This is a genomic window from Thalassobaculum sp. (genome assembly GCF_965223715.1).
In the GTDB taxonomy this organism is placed as follows: Bacteria; Pseudomonadota; Alphaproteobacteria; order Thalassobaculales; family Thalassobaculaceae; genus Thalassobaculum.
The window spans coordinates 133,459-151,032 of the sequence record NZ_OZ245012.1; the positions used below are offsets into that span (position 1 = coordinate 133,459).

A 17,574-nucleotide genomic window follows, 5' to 3' on the forward strand; every position below is an offset into this window, starting at 1 on the left:
GGCCTACCGTTCGGCGGCACGGATGCCGGTGATCTCTCGATGAAGACTCCACCTCAGACAGGCGTAGGCCCCGGAATAAATCCGGGGAGTGCGAAAGTGGGATGAAGGGATAGGGAAGGGACGAGCCGAGCCGGTCGGTCACACCATCAGGTCGGGCCGCCGGTCGGCGTAGATCCGGAACCAGGGCGCGAAGCGGGACGCGTCGCTGCCCAGCTCGCCGCGCAGTGCGTCCACGCCGATCCAGCGGGTCTCGGCGACCTCGTCCGGATCCGGGTCCAGGGCCAGGGTGTCCGGAGCCGCGCCATGAAACAGGTGGACATGCTCGTGCTCCACGAGCCCACCCCCCACATCGGCGCGGTAGGACAGCTCGCCCATGGGGGTCAGTCCAATCCCGGTGATGCCGAGCTCCTCGGCCAGGCGGCGCCGGGCGGCGTCGGCCGCCGTCTCGCGCCAGTGCGGGTGGCTGCAGCAGGTATTCGCCCACAGCCCGCCGCAATGATACTTCGAGAAGGCGCGCCGCTGGATCAGCAGGCGCCCGCGCCAGGTCACGAAGACCGACACCGCCAGGTGCAGGACGCCCTGGCGGTGGGCCGCCATCTTGCCGATGGGGTAGAGGGAACCGTCGGCGGCGACAGCCGGGATCTGGGGATCCTGTGCCACAGCCGGGTCCATGCCGGTCAGGCCACCATCCGGCTGCGGCCGCAGCGCGACCAGACCTTGCCCAGCGACTTCAGCAGATGGGCGATGTCGGCGTCCGAGTGGATCGGCGACGGGGTGATGCGCAGCCGCTCGGTGCCGCGGGGCACGGTCGGGTAGTTGATCGGCTGCACGTAGATCCCGAAATCCTCCAGCAGGATGTCGCTGATCTGCTTGCAGTGAACCGGATCGCCGACCATGACCGGCACGATATGGCTCGGGTTGGCGAGATGGGGGATGCCGGCGGCATCGAGACCAGCGCGCACCTTGGCCACCCGGTCGAGCTGGCGTTCCCGCTCGATCTGGCTGGTCTTCAGGTGCCGGATGCTGGTGGCGGCACCGGCGGCGACCGCCGGCGGCAGGGCGGTGGTGAAGATGAAGCCCGAGGCGAAGCTGCGCACGAAATCGCACAGGGCGTCCGAGGCGGCGATGTAGCCGCCCATCACGCCGAAGGCCTTGCCGAGGGTGCCCTCGATGACGGTCAGCCTGTGGGCCACGCCCTCACGTTCCGAGATGCCGCCGCCGCGTGGCCCGTACAGGCCGACGGCATGCACCTCGTCCAGATAGGTCATGGCGTTATGGGCTTCGGCCACGTCGCAGAGTTCGGCGATCGGGGCGATGTCGCCGTCCATCGAATAGACGCTCTCGAAGGCCACCAGCTTCGGCCGGTCGGCCGGCAGGGCCGCCAGCTTGCGGTTCAGGTCCTCGGGATCGTTATGGGCGAACAGCATCTTCTCCGCCCGGCTGTGGCGGATGCCCTCGATCATGGAGGCGTGGTTCAGCTCGTCCGACAGCACCACGCAGTCCGGAATCCGGGCCGCCAGCGTACTCAGCGCGGCCCAGTTGGACACGTAGCCCGAGGTGAAGAGCAGGGCCGCCTCCTTGCCGTGCAGATCTGCCAGCTCGCGCTCCAGCAGCACGTGGTGGTGGTTGGTACCGGAGATGTTGCGGGTGCCGCCGGCGCCGGCACCGCACTGGTCCAGGGCGGCGTGCATGGCGTCGAGCACCGGCTGGAACTGGCCCATGCCGAGATAGTCGTTGGAGCACCAGACCGTCACGTCGCTCGGGTCGGAGCCGTCGTCGCGGTGGCGCCGGGCCCGGGGAAAGGCGCCGCGGTGGCGCTCGATATCGGTGAACACCCGGTACCGGCCCTCGTCCCGCAAGGCCTCGAGCTGGCCTTGGAAGAAGGATTCGTAGTTCATGGTCACCTCCTCTGAAGTCGCGGTGCCGGGCTCATCCAGAGCCGGCCGCCGGGGTCGGGCGTGGTTCGAAACGGGTCGTATCGGTATCGATCGGTGCGGCTGGCACCGGCGCGGTCCGGCCGGCGGCCCAGCGCCACAGGGCGGCGTCGCGGATCGGCAGCACCATGAACCAGTGTTCGATCGCGGCGAGCAGCAGCAGGCCGGCGATGCAGATCTGTCCGGCCACGGCGATCGGCGCGGTGCCGGGATGCCAGGCCGCGGCCAGGGTCAGGGCGGCGGCCACGGTGATCGCGGTCACCGACAGCGGGAACAGCGGGTTGATGGCGCGCACAGCGAAATAGCTGCGCAGATGCAGCAGGTGGTCGGGCATGAGCTCGTCGGCGAAATGCGGAACGCCGAGGAAGAGGTTCAGCTTGGCGCTCAGCCGGCTGAAGAACAGCGCGAAGAAGGTCCAGGCCGCCACCTGGTTCTCCGCCCCCCAGGTCAGCATGAACAGCAGGCCCGCCGTCGCCGCCAGGGCGATCTCGTGATAGGCAATGGCGGCGGTGGCCTGGCGGAATCGCTCCGCCCCCGATGCCCCGGGCCGCAGGGCCGTCTTGCGCGGCCCTGTCACCAGCCCGAGCAGGAAGACCAGCTCGTGCCAGCCCCAGGCCGCCAGGGCGGCGGCGAAGGCGTGGTAGCCGGCCGCCGCACTGGTGTCGCCGGCCGTGCCGACGATGGCGATCAGGGCGATCGCCAGCAGCAGGGTCGCCCCGGTCAGGACCGCCGGCCGATGTTGGCGCGGCAGCCGGACCAGCCACAGGATCAGCCCGGTGCTGAACCACCAGAGCCCCAGCGCGAAGAGCAGGGGCAGGCCGTATGTGGCGAGATCCGGCACCGTCTGCGCCTACCAGCTCGGCTGCAGCCGGATCGAGGCCGGCAGCTCGTGCTCGCGCACCGGATGCAGGTACAGCCGCAGCAGGGTCGCCCCGGCCGCCGCCGTCAGGCCGATCCGGCGCAGGCCGCCCATCAGTCCGCCCTCCGCCTTTGCCTTGGCGATGCCGTCGGCGATCCGCCGCAGCCGTTCCAGCCCCTCGCGGAAGGCCGGTGCGTCGGTGTCCAGCGTGAAGGGGAAGACCTGCTTGGAGATCTCCGAGGTGACCCGGAAGACCTGCAGGTCGTACTCCGTCGGATCCAGGCCGAGGGCGGCGTGGAAATGCGGCCGGCTGTGGTCACGCACATACATCGTCGCGTAGACCGCCAGCAGGAAGAACCGGATCCACAGCCGGTTGCGGCCGGTGAGCAGGTGCGGGTTGGCCCGCATCAGCAGGGCGAAGGCCTCGCCGTGGCGGAACTCGTCGTTGCACCACTCCTTGAACCACTTGAAGATCGGATGGATCCGCATCTCCGGATGGCGCTCGAGCTGGCGGTAGATGGTGATGTAGCGGGCGTAGCCGATCTTCTCCGACAGATAGACCGCGTAGAAGATGAACTTCGGGCTGAAGTATTTGTACTTCTTGGTCTTTGTCAGGAAGCCCAGGTTCACCCCGATGCCGAAATCCTTCAGCGTGTCGTTGATGAACCCGGCGTGGCGGGACTCGTCGCGGGCCATGAAGCGGAACAGCCGCTTGATCTCGGGATTGTCGACCCGCTTCTTGGTCTCGGCATAGAGCACGCAGCCGGAGAACTCGGACGTCACCGAACTGACGAAGAAGTCGACCAGCTCGCGCTGAAGTTCAGGCGAGTAGCCGTCGAAATCGACATCCTCCCATTCGGCGGTCCGCTTGAAGTGGCCGCGGTTGGCGTCCGCCTCGAACTCCTTCATCAGCTTGTCCCAGTCCGCGCGGACCGGCTCCACGTCGATGCGGTCCAGGGCGTCGAAATCCGTGGTGTAGAAGTGCGGGCTCAGCACGGTGTCCTCGCGGGCCATGCCGGTGGTGTCGTATCGCGCGTCCAGCGCGTCGGCGACGGCGGCGTTCATAGGTCCCTCCGATCGGTGAAGCTGAGGTCGTAGAGTTCGGTGAACTCCAGATGGGCGGCGAGGCGGGTCCACTGCTGCTGCAGCCAGCTCGCGCGGGTCACGGTCGCCCGTCGGGTAATCTGGCGCTTCTCGCCATAGGGCACGGTGATCGGCTCGCCATGGACGAGGACCTGATCACCCGGCTGGAGGGTCTCGTCTCCCTCGAACTCGACATGGGCGTGGAAGCTCTCGATGGAGCATTCCAGGTCTATGGTGCAGTCGACGTCGAAGACCTGTCTGTCGACCAGGAACATCCCGATCATGGGCGTGCCTCCTTCGGTTGGGCGGCCTGTTCTGCCGGGCCGGGCAGGAAGGCGGCGAACTCGTGGACGTTCGCGAATCCGTAGGCCGCTAGGTGCAAGGTGCTGCCGGTCGCCGGGTCGCTCAGCGAATAGCGGCCGTCGGACCAGCGGGTGAGGGTGAACGGCACCTCGGCGCCCACCCCATGGACGAAGCGGTCCCGGGACAGGCCGCGCAGCATGCCGCGCACGAAGCCGTGGGTTCCGGGAGAAAGGTCGGCGACCACCGCCCCGGTGGTGCCGTCGAGCACGGCGATGCCCCGGTCGGCGCGGTCGCGGAAGATCAGCGCCCGGCTCTCGACCTTATCGGCCGCGGGCGGGGCGACGGCGATGTCGCCGTGCAGCCGGGCGGTGCCGGCAAGCGCGATCGAGACGGCGAGCAGGAGCCCGGCGGCGATCAGCGCGGCCTTGGGTACATCCTTGTGCGGCACGCCGCCCTGGGGGACGACGGTGTCGATCTGTTGCGTGTTGGTTGTCATCGTCGTCCTCCCTTTTTTCTCAACCCGCAACCGCCGCGGCGGCGATCGGGGCGGTCGTGACGCGGGCCGGCGTGGTGGCGGTCTGGCGGGCCAGCATCCGTCCGATGGTCTCGGCGACCGCCTCTGCCTGGTGTACGGCCCGCAGGGCGGCCTGGGGCCGGCTGAAGCACCAGGGCCGGGCATGGGGCCAGAGGACCGAATAGGACAGGCGCTGTTTCGGCAGGACGCCGATCAGGATGTCGCCGCTGCCATCGGCACGGCGTCGCAGGTCCAGGGTCTCCACCAGGTCGACCGGGATGGTCACCGTCATCGGCAGGGCGACGCCGATGCGCAGCACCAGACGCTTCGTGGTCACGGTGTAGCGGGTGCTGCGGGCGACCAGCTTGGCGTAGATCGCGAGGAAACCCAGCACCGGCAGCGCCAGACACAGGGTCCAGGCGGCGGAGACCAGCCCCGCCCCCACTCCCTGTCCCGCCGCCAGGTCGGCGGCGAAGCGGGCGACCATGATCACCGCGAAATACAGGGCGATGGTGCGGATCTTCATCACCGACAGGGCGAAGCGCCGCCAGTCCGGTGCCCCCTGCCAGACGATCCGCTCGTCCCCGGCCAGGGCGGCCGGGGCCTCGCTTACCGGGCGGGAGTCGTCGAACTCGCCGAAGATCACCGCCGTGCCGCTCATAGCAGGGGCTCCTGCCGGCGGGCGTCGGCATAGAGCAGGCCGGCGCCGAAATAGGCCATGATCCGCTCTTCCTCCAGCCGGGTGATGCGGTCGGGACCGGCGATGCCCGGCACGGCCGCGAAGTGGGTGGACAGGATCGACGGCACGCCGACTTTGCCGCGGCCGACCTCGGCGAAGCCGGCCGGAACCAGGACCTGGGTGGCCCCTTCGCCGGTGCCGAGCCGAACCTCCAGGAAGCGGATCAGCACCTCGGCGGTGTCGACCCACAGGTCAGTGACCGTGCCGGCCACCTTGCCGTCACCGGCCACCACCGGCATGCCGCGCGGGTCGGGATCGCCCTCGACCACGCCGAAATCGTCGACCGAGCGCATCGGCACGATCCGGGGCGCGCCCTCGGCGGTGGTGTCGGGGATGTTCTTGCGCTCGGCCCAGGCGCCGGGACCGACACCGGCCAGCATCGCGTCGCCGACCGGGCGCAGCGGGGCGCCTGGGAAGCGGGCGACCGGCTCGGCATTTAGGGTGCGGGCGTCGCGCAGGTTGTTCGGCGCTTCGGCATAGCCGCCTTCCGGCAGGGCGAAGCGCTTGACCGGGGCCATGGTCAGGGCACCGACCGGCCAGGCCTTGCCGGTGACCGCGTCCTCAAGTGGATAGCCTTCGCGGCGATCCTCGCGGCGGAGGTAGTAGATCAACCCCGCGAAGAAGATCCAGAAGGCGTAGAGGACGATCTGCGCCACATCGATATTGCCAATCACAGAGCCGATTTCCATGGCTTCCTCCCTCCCTTATCCGGGAAACTCCGCGAGCCCGAACTTCTGCCCCGCCGGGTCCGACCGTCCGCCGGCATAGCGGACGAGGGGCCCGACGACGGCGAGCGTCGCGAACAACAGAACGATTTCCAGGTGATAGACCGCGCCGTATCCGGTGGCGGGGTGGTTCAGTGCACTGCCCAGCATGTCGCGGGCGGCAAGCTGCGAGACCAGGTCGCGCATCGCGCCGCCGATCATGATTCCGCCGCCCGCCGCGGTCGCCTGCACGGCCCCCCAGGCGCCCAGCGCCAGGCCGCCGCCGCCGGCTTCCGCCAGGGACATGGCGGCGACCAGGGTGCCGATGGCGAACATGCCGCCGCCGAGCCCGATCAGAACGGTGCCGCCCTGGAACAGGCCGGCCGACTGCAGGGGCGAGGCGAAGACCAGGGCGGAAAAGGCGAAGACGCCGATCACGCAGCCGAAGGCGGCCAGCTTGCAGGGATCGCCGCCCTGGTTCAGGTCGCGCGCGGCGATGGCGAAGCCGGTCAGCGTGCCGGCCGCGAACAGGGCGGTCAGGCGGGTGGTTTCGCCCACCGACATGGCCAGGATTTCGCCGCCATAGGGCTCCAGCAGGATGTCCTGCATGCTGAAGGCGGCGGTGCCGAGGAACACGGTGAGCAGCAGCCGTCCGGCCCGTCCGCCGGCCGTGAAATCGGCCCAGGACTCAGCAAAGCTCGGCCGCACGCGGTCGGGCCGGGTGCGCGACGGATCCCGCGCCTCCTGCTTCCACAGGGCGACCAGGTTCAGCACGATGGTGGCGACGGCGGTGCCCTGGATGACCTTGATCAGTTTGATCTGGCTGAACTCCTGGAGCAGCCCGCCGACCACCAGGGCCGACACCCCCATGCCGACCAGCAGCATGACGTAGAGCATGGCCACCACCCGCGGGCGGTTCTCCTCGCTGGCGAGGTCGGTGGCCAGCGCCAGGCCGGCCGTCTGGGTGGTGTGCAGGCCGATCCCGACCAGCAGGAAGGCGAGCGCCGAGGCGACATAGCCGACCCAGTGCGGGCCGGTGGTGATGTCGCCCGACAGAACGATCAGCGCGAAGGGCATGATCGCCAGCCCGCCGAACTGCAGCAGGGAGCCCATCCACAGGAACGGGACCCGGCGCCAGCCGAGCAGGGAGCGGTAGGTGTCGCTGCGGTGGCCGACCAGCACGCGGAACGGCGCGAAGAGAAGCGGCAGCGAGACCATCAGTGCCACCAGCCAGGTCGGCACGCCGAGCTCGACGATCATCACCCGGTTGAGGGTGCCGTTCAGCAGCACGATCGCCATGCCGACCGACACCTGGAACAGGGACAGGCGCAGCAGGCGGCCGAGGGGCAGATCCGGCGTCGCGGCGTCGGCGAAGGGCAGGAAGCGGGGTGCCACTTCCATCCACAGGGCCGACAGCTTGCGACGCTTCTCGGTCATGATCGCGACAGCTCCATCGCCTGGGAGATATAGAAGCCGCTGTCGATCCGCTCGCTGCGCTGCGGGTGCAGGCCGGACACCCAGCCTTCCCGTTCCAGCGCGCCGCGCAGGTGGGTGTGGGAGGTCGGCTGGATCGAGGGCGCCCGGTCGCCGCGCGGGAACAGCCGGCCGGCGGTGTGCATGACCGTCAGCAGGGCGGTGCGCGGCGCGAAGGTGAAGAGGATCGACCGGGAGGTGCGCGGCGCCAGACGGCAGAGGGCCTGCACGGCGTCCTCGCTGCGGTAGTGGATCAGGCTGTCCATCGCCACCACGTGATCGAACTGGCCGAGGCCGGGGTCGAGCATGTCGCCGACCAGGAAGTCGATCCGGCCGCCGCCCAGGTCCACCGGCGTGCGTTCCTTGGCCAGGTTGATCAGGGTCGGCGAGACATCGACCGCCACCACATGGGCGCCGCGGCGCGCCGCCTCGACCGCCAGGGAACCCGTGCCGCAGCCGGCATCGAGGACTCGCCGGCCCGCGAGATCCTCCGGGAGCCATTCCAGCAGGAGGCGGCGCATCCGGTCCCGTCCGGCGCGTACCGTGGCCCGGATGCCGCTGACCGGCGCATCGGAGGTCAGCCGCGCCCAGGCGTCGACGGCGGTCCGGTCGAAATAGGCTTCCACCTGCTGACGGCGGTTGGTGTAGGTCGCGCTCAGCATCAGTCGAATCCCAGCAGCTCGAAGAGGTCGCGGTCGCGCATCGGCGTGCCGACCACGGGCTCGACCCCGGCCCACAGGGCAGCGGCGAGCTTCAGGTACTCCGCCCGAACCGCCTCCAGCTCCGGCGCGTCCTCCATCTCGAAGATCGTCGCCTTCTTCAGGCGGCTCCGCCGGATGGCGTCGAGATCGGGGAAATGGGCCATGGTCTGCAGGCCGGCGACGGCGTTGAACTTGTCGACCTGGTCGGTGGCGTTGCTGCGGTTGCAGATCACCCCGCCGAGCCGTACATCGTAGTTCCGCGCCTTGGCGCTGATCGCGGCGACGATGCGGTTCATCGCGTAGATCGAGTCGAAGTCGTTGGCGGTGACGATCAGCGCCCTGTCGGCATGCTGGAGCGGAGCGGCGAACCCGCCGCAGACCACGTCGCCCAGCACGTCGAAGATCACCACGTCGGTGTCGTCGAGCAGGTGATGCTCCTTCAGCAGCTTCACCGTCTGGCCGACCACGTAGCCGCCGCAGCCGGTGCCCGCCGGCGGTCCGCCCGCCTCGACGCACATGACGCCGTTGTAGCCCTCGTAGACGAAGTCCTCGACCCGCAGCTCCTCCGGGTGGAAGTCCACGCTCTCCAGCACGTCGATGACCGTGGGCACCAGCCGCTTGGTCAGGGTGAAGGTGCTGTCGTGCTTGGGATCGCAGCCGATCTGCAGGACCCGCTTCCCGAGCTTGGAGAAGGCGACGGAGAGGTTGGACGAGGTCGTGCTCTTGCCGATCCCGCCCTTGCCGTAGACCGCGAAGACCTTGGCCTTGCCGATGGTCAGCGCGGGGTCCATCTGGACCTGAACGCTGCCTTCGCCGTCCTGGCGGGTGCCGGTGATACCGTCGGGGGGTGCCATTATGATGTCCTTTCCCAGCCTCATGCTGCGGCCGTCCCTGTGGTGACGCCTTCCAGCCGGTCCTCGAGCTCGTCGCCTGCCTCGCGCAGGGCGGACAGGGTCTCCGGATCGGGGGTCCAGTAGCGTCGTTCGTGGGCTTCAAGCAGTCGGTTCGCGACCCGGGCCGAGGCCTTCGGGTTCAGCGTGGCGAGCCGGTCGCGCATCGCCGGGTCGAGCACGAAGGTCTCGGTGATCTGTTCGTAGACCCAGGGGGCGACCTGACCGGTGGTGGCCGACCAGCCCATGGTGTTGGTCACCTGGGTCTCGATGTGCCGGACACCCTCGTAGCCATGCTCGAGCATGCCCTCGTACCATTTCGGGTTCAGCACCCGGGTACGGCTCTCCAGGGCGACCTGCTCGCCGAGGCTGCGCACCAGGCCTGATCCCCGGGTCTGGTCGCCGATATAGACCGGGACCTCGGCCCCGCGCGCCCGGCGCACGGCCCGGCCGATCCCGCCCAGGGTGTCGAAATAGTGATCGACGGTGGTGACGCCGAGTTCGACCGATTCCAGGTTCTGATAGGCGAGCTGGACGTCGCCCAGAACCCGCTCCAGCAGGTCGTGCTGGCGCTGCTGCCGGCCGGAGCGGCCATAGGCGTAGCACTTGCGGTTGGTATAGGTCTCCGCCAGCTCGTCCTCGTCCTGCCAGGCGCCGTTGTCGACCATCAGGTTGACGTTGGAGCCGTAGGCGCCGTCGGCATTGCTGAAGACCCGCAGGGCGGCTGTCTCGAAATCGCAGCCCTGGGCCGCCTGGTAGGCCAGCGCGTGCTTGCGCACGTAGTTCATGTCCTCGGGCTCGTTCTCGGCGGCCGCGGCGATATAGGCGGCCTCGGCCAGCAGCTTGGTCTGCAGCGGCAGCAGGTCGCGGAAGATGCCCGACAGGGTCATCATCACGTCGATCCGCGGCCGGCCGAGGGTCTCCAGCGGGATCAGCTCCGCGCCGCAGAGCCGGCCGTAGCTGTCGAAGCGCGGCTTGGCGCCCAGCAGGGCCAGCGCCTGGCCGATCGGGCCGCCGGCGGATTTCAGGTTGTCGGTGCCCCACAGGACGATGGCGATGGTCTCCGGCAGGCCGTTGCCGTCCTGCAGGTGCCGGGCGATCAGCCGGTCGGCCTGGGCGGCACCGTCAGCCACCGCGAAGGCACTGGGCAACCGGTAGGGGTCGAAGCCATGGATGTTGCGCCCGGTCGGCAGGATCGACGGCGTGCGCAGCAGGTCACCCCCCGCCACCGGCCGGATGTAGCGGCCGTCCAGGGCCCGCAGCAGGGCGTCGATCTCGACGCATTCCTGCAGCTTGGCGTTCATGTCGGCCAGCAGGGTCAACTCGGCCGCCTGCTCGGACGAGCTGGCGATGGACTGTGAGGAGGCACCCTCGACCACGGCGCGGACCGCCGCCGGATCGGGAGCCATGCCCGTGCGGGCCTCGCTGACCGCCGTCAGCAGGTCGAACCGCTCGGCCGGACCGGTCGGCTCGCCCACAACATGCAGGCCGTGCGGGATCAGTGTGTGTTCCAACTCCGCGACCTGGTCAGCCAGATGGCGGATCCGGGCATCGGCATCGCCCAGATCCCAGGCCGGCTCGGCCGCGGCCATATCGAAACCGGCGGCCTGCGCCTGAATCACCGGGGCGAGGCGGGCGCGTTCGGTCTCCGCGTCCGGCGGAAGCTGACGCCAGGTGGTCACCGCTTCCTTCAGGTCGATCAGCCCCTTGTACAGGCCGGCATTGGTCACCGGCGGGGTGAGGTAGCTGACCAGGGTGGCGGCGGCCCGGCGCTTGGCGATGGTGCCTTCCGACGGGTTGTTGGCGGCGTAGAGATAGATGTTCGGCAGGTCGCCGATCAGCCGCTCCGGCCAGCATGTGCCGGACACGCCGGCCTGCTTGCCGGGCATGAATTCCAGCGCCCCATGGGTTCCGAAATGCAGCACCGCATGGGCGGCGAACTCCTCGCGCAGCCAGCGGTAGAAGGCGGAGAAGGCGTGGGTCGGCGCCAGGCCCTTCTCGAACAGCATCCGCATCGGGTCGCCCTCGTAGCCGAAGGCGGGCTGGATACCGACGATGACATTGCCGAACTCGGCCCCCAGCACGAAGATCGACCGGCCGTCGCTCTGGTGGCGGCCCGGCGCGCGGCCCCAGACCGCCTCGATCTCGGCCAGATGCCGCTCGCCGCGCACATGGTCGTCGGCGGTGATGCGGGTCAGGACATTGGCGTCGGCGCCGAAGCGGGCGGCGTTGCCGGTCAGGATGCGGTCGCGCAGGGCGTCCACGCTCTCGGGCACCTCGACGCTGTAGCCTTTGGCCGCCATGCCCTTGAGCACGCGGAACAGGGATTCGAAGACCGAGAGATAGGCGGCCGTGCCGGTCGCCCCGCTGTTCGGTGGGAAGTTGAATAGGACGACCGCCACCTTGCGGTCCTCCACCGGGGTGCGCCGCAGGGAGACGAGCTTCTCGACGCGGGAGGCCAGGGTGTTCACCCGCTCCATGTCCGGGCACATGGCCCGGGCGCCGTCGCGGTTGGCGCAGTAGGCCGGATCGCAGTCGGCGCAGCGGGTGGCGGTGCCGGTGCGGCCGCCGAACACGGTCGGAGCGATGGCGCCGTCCAGTTCGGGGATCGCCACCATGATGGTGCTCTCCACCGGCAACAGCCCGCGATCGTCGGCCCGCCACTGCTCCAGGGTCTGGAACTCGACCGCCTGGGCGATCAGGTAGGGCACGTCGAGCTGCGCCAGCATCTCCTCGGCCGCGGCCGCGTCGTTATAGGCGGGTCCGCCGACCAGGGAGAAGCTGGTGAGGGACAGCACCGCGTCCACGGTCGCCTTGCCGTCCTTCATGAAGAAGGCTTCCACCGCCGGCCGGCAGTCGAGGCCGCTGGCGAAGGCGGGCACGACCTCCAGGCCGCGTGCTTCCAGCGTCTGCAGCATGGCGTCGTAGTGACCGGTGTCGCCGGCCAGCGCGTAGGAGCGCAGGATCAGCACGCCGACCCGGCCCTTGGCCCCCTTGCGCCGGGGCAGGCGGTCCAGCCGCTCGGTGATCCGGCCGTCCACCGCCGGGTGGTACAGGCCGACATCGGGATACTCGACCGGGCTGCCGACCTTGAGGGAGCCGCGCAGGACCCGCCGCTCGCCATCGGCATAGCGGTCGACCAGCAGCCGGATCATATTGGCGACGTTGACGTCGGAGCCGGCGAGCCAGAACTGCAGGCTGAGGAAATAGGCCCGCATGTCCTGGGCGGTGCCCGGGATGAAGCGCAGGATCCGCGGCAGGCGGCGCAGCATGGCCATCTGGCCGGCCCCGCTGCTCGACTTCGCGTTCTTCGAGCCGCGCAGCTTCTTCAGCAGGGCGAGCGGGCCCTTCTGGCTGCCGTCCATCTTGAAGCCGCCCAGACGGGTGAGTCGGACGACCTCGCCCTCGGACAGGCAGCAGACCATGGCGTCGCACTGCTCGCGGCGGGCGCGCAGGTCCTCCAGCACCGGCTTGATGTGCTCTTCGATGAACAGCATCGTCACGATGATGATGTCGCCCTGGGCGATATCGGCCCGGCAGCGCTCCAGCGCGCCCGGGTTGTCGCCCCAGTCGGAGGCGGCGTGATAGTCGATGCGCAGGCCCGGCATGTCGCGGCGCAGCTCGGACCCGGCGCGCAGCACCACATTGGCCAGGTGGCTGTCCATCGTGACCACGACCACCCGCACGGGCGGGGCGGCCCTATCGCGCGAAGTGGGCTTTGGCATCGTACAGGGTCTCGATGGTGATGGTGTGCAGCCCGCGCTCGCGGGCGAAGGTCTCGGTGTTGCGCCGCGCCTTGCCGCGCACGAAGAACGGCACCTTGCGCAACTCCCGGTCGGCGTCGGTGCTCCAGTTCGGGCCGTCGGCACCGTCGGCGATGGCGGCGACAGATGCGGGCTCCGGTTCCGGTTCTTCGGCCCGGGGCGTGGCGGCGGCGCCGTGATGGGAGGCGCCGGCGTCGTCGTGGAACTCGAAATCGCCGCGGAACATGCCGAGCAGGTGTTCCTCCAGGCCCATCATCAGCGGATGCACCCAGGTGTCCCAGAGCACGTTCGCGCCCTCGAACCCCATCTGCGGCGAGCGGCGGGCGGGGAAGTCCTGCACATGCACCGGAGCGGAGATGACGGCGCAGCCGATGCCGAGCCGCTTGGCGATGTGCCGTTCCATCTGGGTCCCCAGGACCAGCTCCGGCCGCAGCTCGGCGATCCGGTCCTCCACCTCCAGATAGTCGTCGGTGATCAGCGCCTCGGTGCCCAGCTCCTCGGCCACCGCACGGACGTCGCGGGCGAAGCCGCGGTCGTAGGTGCCGACACCGACCACCTCGAACCCGAACTCGTGGGCGGCGACCCGGGCGGCGGCCACCGCATGGGTGGCGTCGGCGAAGATGAAGACCCGCTTGCCGGTCAGGTAGGTGCTGTCGATCGAGCGCGAGTACCAGGGCAGGCGCGACTGCTCGCGCGCCAGCTCCGCCGTCGGATCGATCCCGGCGAGTTCGGCGACCTCGCGGATGAAGGCGCGGGTGGCGCCGATGCCGATCGGCACGGTCTTGGTGCGGGGCTGTCCGAAGGTCTTCTCCAGCCAGCGCGCGGTCGCCTCCCCGGTCTCCGGATACAGCACGACGTTGAAATCGGCCTCGCCCAGCCGGGCCAGGTCGGCCGGTGTGGCCCCCTGGGGGGCTATGACCCGGACCTCGACGCCCAGCCGCTCCAGAAGTCGGGTGATCTCGTCCACGTCGTCGCGGTGGCGGAAGCCGAGCGCGGTCGGGCCGAGGATGTTGCAGGACGGGCGGGCATGGGGATCGCGCGGCGCGCGGACGGCGCCCGGCTCCGGCGCGTTGACGCCGGCGAAGGCGCGGACGAGCTGGTACAGGGTCTCCGACGCGCCCCAGTTCTCCTTGCGCTGATAGGACGGCAGCTCCAGCGGCACCACCGGTACCGGCAGACCGAGCGTGCGGCCGAGACCGCCCGGATCGTCCTGGATCAGCTCCGCCGTGCAGGAGGCGCCGACCATGATGGCCTGCGGCGTGAAGCGGTCATAGGCGTCGCCCAGGGTGCGCTTGAACAGCTCGGCGGTGTCGGTGCCGAGGTCGCGGGCCTGGAAGGTGGTGTAGGTGACCGGCGGGCGCGTCGGCAGCCGCTCGATCATCGTGAACAGCAGGTCGGCATAGGTGTCGCCCTGGGGGGCGTGCAGGACGTAGTGGATGTCGCGCATGGCGGTCGCGACCCGCATGGCGCCGACATGCGGCGGTCCTTCATAGGTCCAGACCGCGAGCTTCATGGTCAGACCTCCAGCCGGGTGCGGCGGTCGAGCGGCCGCGAGAACAGGCCGGCGAGGTCGCCCGCCTGCTCGTAGCCCTGGACCGGCGTGAACACGAGTTCGATCGACCACTTGGTGGCCATGCCTTCGGCCTCCAGCGGATTGGCGAGGCCGAGGCCGCAGACGACCAGGTCGGGCGCGTCGGCGCGGCAGCGGTCGAGCTGACGGTCGACGTCCTGCCCTTCGGACAGCCGGGTTCCGGCCGGCAGCAACGCCAGCTCCGGATCCATGATGCCGCGGTGCAGGTAAGGGGTGCCGACCTCCACGGGCTCCATCCCCAGCTCCTGGGACAGGAAGCGGGCCAGCGGGATCTCCAATTGGCTGTCGGGGAAGAAGAAGATCCGGCGCCCGGCCAGGGCGGCTCGGTGATGTTCCAGAGCGGCCACCGCCCGCGCCCGGGGACGCTCGGTGACGGAATGGAACCGCTCCTCCGGCACGCCGAAGGCGTCGGCCGCGGCGCGCAGCCACTCGGTGGTGCCGTCGGCGCCGAGCGGGAAGGGGGCGGGCAGCCGCGTGGCGCCGCGCGCCTCCAGCAGACGGGCGGTCTCCGGCAGGTAGGGCTGGGCCAGGAGGAAGCGCGTGCCGGGGCCCACGGACGGCTGGCAGCCGGCCCGCCGCGCCGGGAGGAACGCGGGAGCCGGCATGCCCATCCCCTCGAACAGCCGGCAGAGTTGATCCTCCACCACGTCCGCGAGGGTGCCGACCACCAGGAGCTGCTCCGACCCGTCCGCAGCTTCGGGAAGGGTCGGGACCAGGGACGCGAGGCAGTTGTCCTCGCCCTGGGTGAAGGTCGTCTCGATGCCGCTGCCGGAGTAGTTCAGGATCCGGACGTCCGGCGTATAGCGCTGCGACAGCCGCGAGGCCGCCCGCGACAGGTCGAGCTTGATCACCTCCGACGGGCAGGAGCCGACCAGGAACAGCAGTTTGATGTCGGGGCGGCGGGCCAGCAGGCGCTCCACCACCCGATCCAGTTCGTCGTTCGCATCAGACAGGCCGGCGAGGTCCCGGTCCTCGATGATCGCGGTGGCGAAGCGCGGTTCGGCGAAGATCATCACGCCGGCGGCCGACTGCATCAGGTGGGCGCAGGTGCGCGAGCCGACGATGAGGAAGAAGGCGTCCTGGATCTTGCGGTGCAGCCAGATGATGCCGGTGAGCCCGCAGAAAACCTCGCGCTGGCCGCGCTCCCGCAGGACCGGGGCGTCGAGGCAGCCGGTGGAGGCCGACGGGGCGGGTTTCAGGGCGACGGTCATCGGGCCGGCTCCAGCGCCGGGGCGGCTCCGTCCATCGCCGAGCCGGTCCCGCCGGGCGCCTCGCGCCGGGCGGCGCGCAGCTTGAGCAGGAACTGGCCGGCATTGATCACATAGGCGGCGTAGGCGGCGAGGGCGATCAGCATCTGCGCGGAGGTCGAGCCCCAGCCGGCGATCAGCGCCACCACATAGGCGGTGTGCAGGGCGATCACGCCCATGCTGACCACGTCCTCCCAGAAGAAGGCCGGCACGAAGAGATAGTGGCCGAACACCGCCTTCTCCCAGAGCGAGCCGGTCACCATGATGGCGTAGAGGAACAGGGTCTTGAGCACGACCGAGGCGGCGGCGAGTTCCGCCCCTTCGCCGGTCGCGAGGAACCGCAGCACCAGGGCCAGGCTGACCAGGAAAACCAGGAACTGGGCCGGAGCGAGGATGCCCTGGACCAGGGTCCACCGGGTCTCGTCCCGCCGCCGCCGTTGCTCCGCCGTGTAGATCGGGCGGGCCGGTCGGCTCTGGGTCCTGGATACAGACATCGTCCATCTCCCTTCGAGGCCTGCCGGGATTGGTTCCCGGTCTCCTTCTGCACACACTGTAGGAGCGTTCGACGCAAAGTGTCAAATAAACTTGACGTCAATTGTTCTGTACAATCGCGTCGGAATTTGACGTAATCTTCTCCGAGTACCCGCGGTTGCAGACAGAGAAGCGAGAGGTGAGAGGCGATCTGCAGGTTTGACCCGGTGTCCGACGATTTGGACTTACAGCCATGTCAAACGGGTGTAGCGTTTAAAAAAAAGCTCGAAAAACACGACGGGGGGTTGCGTGCCATGCCGGAAATTCGAGCGGCTGTAGATGGCCTCTACCGGGCGATAGACCACGCTCTGCTGACCGTTAACCGGGAGGCGCCCAGGCGGGACCCAAGGGCTCCCCCTTCGGCAAGCAGGCTGATGCGGACCATCGAAAGTGAAGTCATTCCGCGGCTTCTGCTGATCCACGGGGTCAGCCCCAGCGAGCCGCGTGCCCGATCCGGCGTCACGCCCGCCGACGTGGAACTCCTGGCATCCCACCTGCTCGACCGTTCCGATGATTTCGTCGACGGGTTCGTCGCCGAAATCGAGTCGCGCGGCATCGACCTGGAGACCCTGCTGCTGGATCTGCTGGCGCCGACGGCCAGGCTGCTCGGGGTGATGTGGGAGGAGGACCTGTGCGACTTCACCGACGTCACGATCGCCCTGTCCCGGCTCCAGCGGCTGCTGCGCAGCCTGACCGCGCAGTCCGACCTCTCGGAGGAATGGATCCCGACCGGGCCGTCCGTGCTGCTATCGGTCACGCCGGGCGAGCAGCATACGTTCGGGCTGTCGCTGGTGAGCGAGTTTTTCCGCCGCGCGGGGTGGTCGGTCTACGACGAGATCCCGGAGTCTGAGGAGGAGATCGTCCAGCGCGTGCGCGCGCAGGAGTTCGAAGTGGTCGGATTCTCGTTGAGCGGCGAAGTGTTGCGGGACCGATTGGCCTCAGTTATCAAGAGTGTACGAATGTTTTCGCGAAACCGGAAAGTTGGGGTCATTGTCGGAGGCGCGGTCTTTCAGGAACATCCGGACTGGGTAAACCTTGTTGGAGCGGACGCGTCGGCAAACGACGGCCTCGAGGCGGTCGTGCAATCGCAAAGCCTGTCGCGGCTGCTGAAGGGTTGATGTCGGCGACGAGGCTGGATGCCTCGGGATAACAGGCTTTAAGGGTTCAGGCCGCCGGCCCGCGGCTTGGCATAGAAAATAAGCGAGTCGCGAGTGGTCATTAACTTACCAACGCTAGCCGAC

The 17,574-nt window shown here is 69.2% G+C and carries 16 protein-coding genes; 1 reads left to right on the forward strand and 15 read right to left on the reverse strand.

Annotated features, from left to right (window positions below; translation table 11 throughout):
* Positions 1-138: 138 nt before the first annotated feature.
* The 15 genes from idi to bchF are packed head-to-tail and all read right to left on the reverse strand — an operon-like array spanning position 139 to position 16,296.
* On the reverse strand, positions 139-660 hold the full coding sequence (idi, locus tag ACOQOP_RS00635; protein ID WP_420564379.1) for an isopentenyl-diphosphate Delta-isomerase: 522 nt from the start codon (positions 658-660) through the stop codon (positions 139-141).
* Between the two features lie 17 nt (positions 661-677).
* On the reverse strand, positions 678-1,898 hold the full coding sequence (hemA, locus tag ACOQOP_RS00640) for a 5-aminolevulinate synthase (RefSeq protein WP_420564380.1): 1,221 nt from the start codon (positions 1,896-1,898) through the stop codon (positions 678-680).
* A 31-nt stretch (positions 1,899-1,929) separates the two neighbouring features.
* Entirely contained in the window at positions 1,930-2,775 is an 846-nt protein-coding gene (puhE, locus tag ACOQOP_RS00645) for a putative photosynthetic complex assembly protein PuhE (protein WP_420564381.1), read from the reverse strand.
* Positions 2,776-2,784: 9 nt separating this feature from the next.
* Positions 2,785-3,858 carry a magnesium-protoporphyrin IX monomethyl ester (oxidative) cyclase gene (acsF, locus tag ACOQOP_RS00650; protein WP_420564382.1) on the reverse strand — a complete coding sequence of 358 codons (1,074 nt, stop codon included), beginning with the start codon at positions 3,856-3,858 and terminating at the stop codon, positions 2,785-2,787.
* Positions 3,855-4,160, reverse strand: coding sequence for a hypothetical protein (locus tag ACOQOP_RS00655; protein WP_420564383.1), 306 nt, complete (start codon positions 4,158-4,160; stop codon positions 3,855-3,857). The genes acsF and ACOQOP_RS00655 overlap by 4 nt, the downstream gene beginning before the upstream one ends.
* Positions 4,157-4,675, reverse strand: a complete 519-nt coding sequence (gene puhC, locus ACOQOP_RS00660) for a photosynthetic complex assembly protein PuhC (protein WP_420564384.1) — start codon at positions 4,673-4,675, stop codon at positions 4,157-4,159. The genes ACOQOP_RS00655 and puhC overlap by 4 nt, the downstream gene beginning before the upstream one ends.
* A 19-nt stretch (positions 4,676-4,694) precedes the next feature.
* A complete protein-coding gene (puhB, locus tag ACOQOP_RS00665) occupies positions 4,695-5,354 on the reverse strand; it encodes a photosynthetic complex putative assembly protein PuhB (protein ID WP_420564385.1) in 660 nt (219 codons plus the stop codon).
* Positions 5,351-6,121: a photosynthetic reaction center subunit H gene (puhA, locus tag ACOQOP_RS00670; RefSeq protein WP_420564386.1), complete on the reverse strand. Its 771-nt coding sequence runs from the start codon at positions 6,119-6,121 to the stop codon at positions 5,351-5,353. Before puhA ends, puhB begins: the two co-directional genes overlap by 4 nt.
* A gap of 15 nt (positions 6,122-6,136) precedes the next feature.
* A complete protein-coding gene (locus ACOQOP_RS00675) occupies positions 6,137-7,573 on the reverse strand; it encodes a BCD family MFS transporter (RefSeq protein ID WP_420564387.1) in 1,437 nt (478 codons plus the stop codon).
* Positions 7,570-8,271 (reverse strand): magnesium protoporphyrin IX methyltransferase, encoded by a 702-nt coding sequence (gene bchM, locus ACOQOP_RS00680; protein WP_420564388.1) that lies wholly within the window; start codon positions 8,269-8,271, stop codon positions 7,570-7,572. Before bchM ends, ACOQOP_RS00675 begins: the two co-directional genes overlap by 4 nt.
* The gene (gene bchL / locus ACOQOP_RS00685; RefSeq protein WP_420564389.1) at positions 8,271-9,164 is read right to left on the reverse strand and encodes a ferredoxin:protochlorophyllide reductase (ATP-dependent) iron-sulfur ATP-binding protein; all 894 of its coding nucleotides are present in this window, start codon (positions 9,162-9,164) and stop codon (positions 8,271-8,273) included. Before bchL ends, bchM begins: the two co-directional genes overlap by 1 nt.
* A gap of 20 nt (positions 9,165-9,184) precedes the next feature.
* Positions 9,185-12,925 carry a magnesium chelatase subunit H gene (locus ACOQOP_RS00690; protein ID WP_420564390.1) on the reverse strand — a complete coding sequence of 1,247 codons (3,741 nt, stop codon included), beginning with the start codon at positions 12,923-12,925 and terminating at the stop codon, positions 9,185-9,187.
* Positions 12,900-14,477, reverse strand: coding sequence for a ferredoxin:protochlorophyllide reductase (ATP-dependent) subunit B (bchB, locus tag ACOQOP_RS00695; RefSeq protein ID WP_420564391.1), 1,578 nt, complete (start codon positions 14,475-14,477; stop codon positions 12,900-12,902). Before bchB ends, ACOQOP_RS00690 begins: the two co-directional genes overlap by 26 nt.
* A 2-nt stretch (positions 14,478-14,479) precedes the next feature.
* A complete protein-coding gene (locus tag ACOQOP_RS00700) occupies positions 14,480-15,766 on the reverse strand; it encodes a ferredoxin:protochlorophyllide reductase (ATP-dependent) subunit N (RefSeq protein ID WP_420564392.1) in 1,287 nt (428 codons plus the stop codon).
* Positions 15,763-16,296, reverse strand: coding sequence for a 2-vinyl bacteriochlorophyllide hydratase (bchF, locus tag ACOQOP_RS00705; RefSeq protein ID WP_420564393.1), 534 nt, complete (start codon positions 16,294-16,296; stop codon positions 15,763-15,765). Before bchF ends, ACOQOP_RS00700 begins: the two co-directional genes overlap by 4 nt.
* A gap of 411 nt (positions 16,297-16,707) precedes the next feature.
* Here bchF and ACOQOP_RS00710 point away from each other — a divergent pair, with 411 nt between their 5' ends.
* Positions 16,708-17,451, forward strand: a complete 744-nt coding sequence (locus tag ACOQOP_RS00710) for a cobalamin B12-binding domain-containing protein (RefSeq protein ID WP_420564394.1) — start codon at positions 16,708-16,710, stop codon at positions 17,449-17,451.
* Positions 17,452-17,574 lie beyond the last annotated feature (123 nt).

What these genes read in the sequence shown, in the direction of transcription:
- ACOQOP_RS00700 (WP_420564392.1), bottom strand. Translation starts at nt 15,766, where the DNA reads ATGACCGTCGCCCTGAAACCCGCCCCGTCGGCCTCCACCGGCTGCCTC.
- acsF (WP_420564382.1), bottom strand. Translation starts at nt 3,858, where the DNA reads ATGAACGCCGCCGTCGCCGACGCGCTGGACGCGCGATACGACACCACC.
- bchL (WP_420564389.1), bottom strand. Translation starts at nt 9,164, where the DNA reads ATGGCACCCCCCGACGGTATCACCGGCACCCGCCAGGACGGCGAAGGC.
- puhB (WP_420564385.1), bottom strand. Translation starts at nt 5,354, where the DNA reads ATGAGCGGCACGGCGGTGATCTTCGGCGAGTTCGACGACTCCCGCCCG.
- puhC (WP_420564384.1), bottom strand. Translation starts at nt 4,675, where the DNA reads ATGACAACCAACACGCAACAGATCGACACCGTCGTCCCCCAGGGCGGC.
- ACOQOP_RS00710 (WP_420564394.1), top strand. Translation starts at nt 16,708, where the DNA reads ATGCGGACCATCGAAAGTGAAGTCATTCCGCGGCTTCTGCTGATCCAC.
- bchF (WP_420564393.1), bottom strand. Translation starts at nt 16,296, where the DNA reads ATGTCTGTATCCAGGACCCAGAGCCGACCGGCCCGCCCGATCTACACG.
- hemA (WP_420564380.1), bottom strand. Translation starts at nt 1,898, where the DNA reads ATGAACTACGAATCCTTCTTCCAAGGCCAGCTCGAGGCCTTGCGGGAC.
- bchM (WP_420564388.1), bottom strand. Translation starts at nt 8,271, where the DNA reads ATGCTGAGCGCGACCTACACCAACCGCCGTCAGCAGGTGGAAGCCTAT.
- puhA (WP_420564386.1), bottom strand. Translation starts at nt 6,121, where the DNA reads ATGGAAATCGGCTCTGTGATTGGCAATATCGATGTGGCGCAGATCGTC.
- bchB (WP_420564391.1), bottom strand. Translation starts at nt 14,477, where the DNA reads ATGAAGCTCGCGGTCTGGACCTATGAAGGACCGCCGCATGTCGGCGCC.
- ACOQOP_RS00690 (WP_420564390.1), bottom strand. Translation starts at nt 12,925, where the DNA reads ATGCCAAAGCCCACTTCGCGCGATAGGGCCGCCCCGCCCGTGCGGGTG.
- ACOQOP_RS00655 (WP_420564383.1), bottom strand. Translation starts at nt 4,160, where the DNA reads ATGATCGGGATGTTCCTGGTCGACAGACAGGTCTTCGACGTCGACTGC.
- ACOQOP_RS00675 (WP_420564387.1), bottom strand. Translation starts at nt 7,573, where the DNA reads ATGACCGAGAAGCGTCGCAAGCTGTCGGCCCTGTGGATGGAAGTGGCA.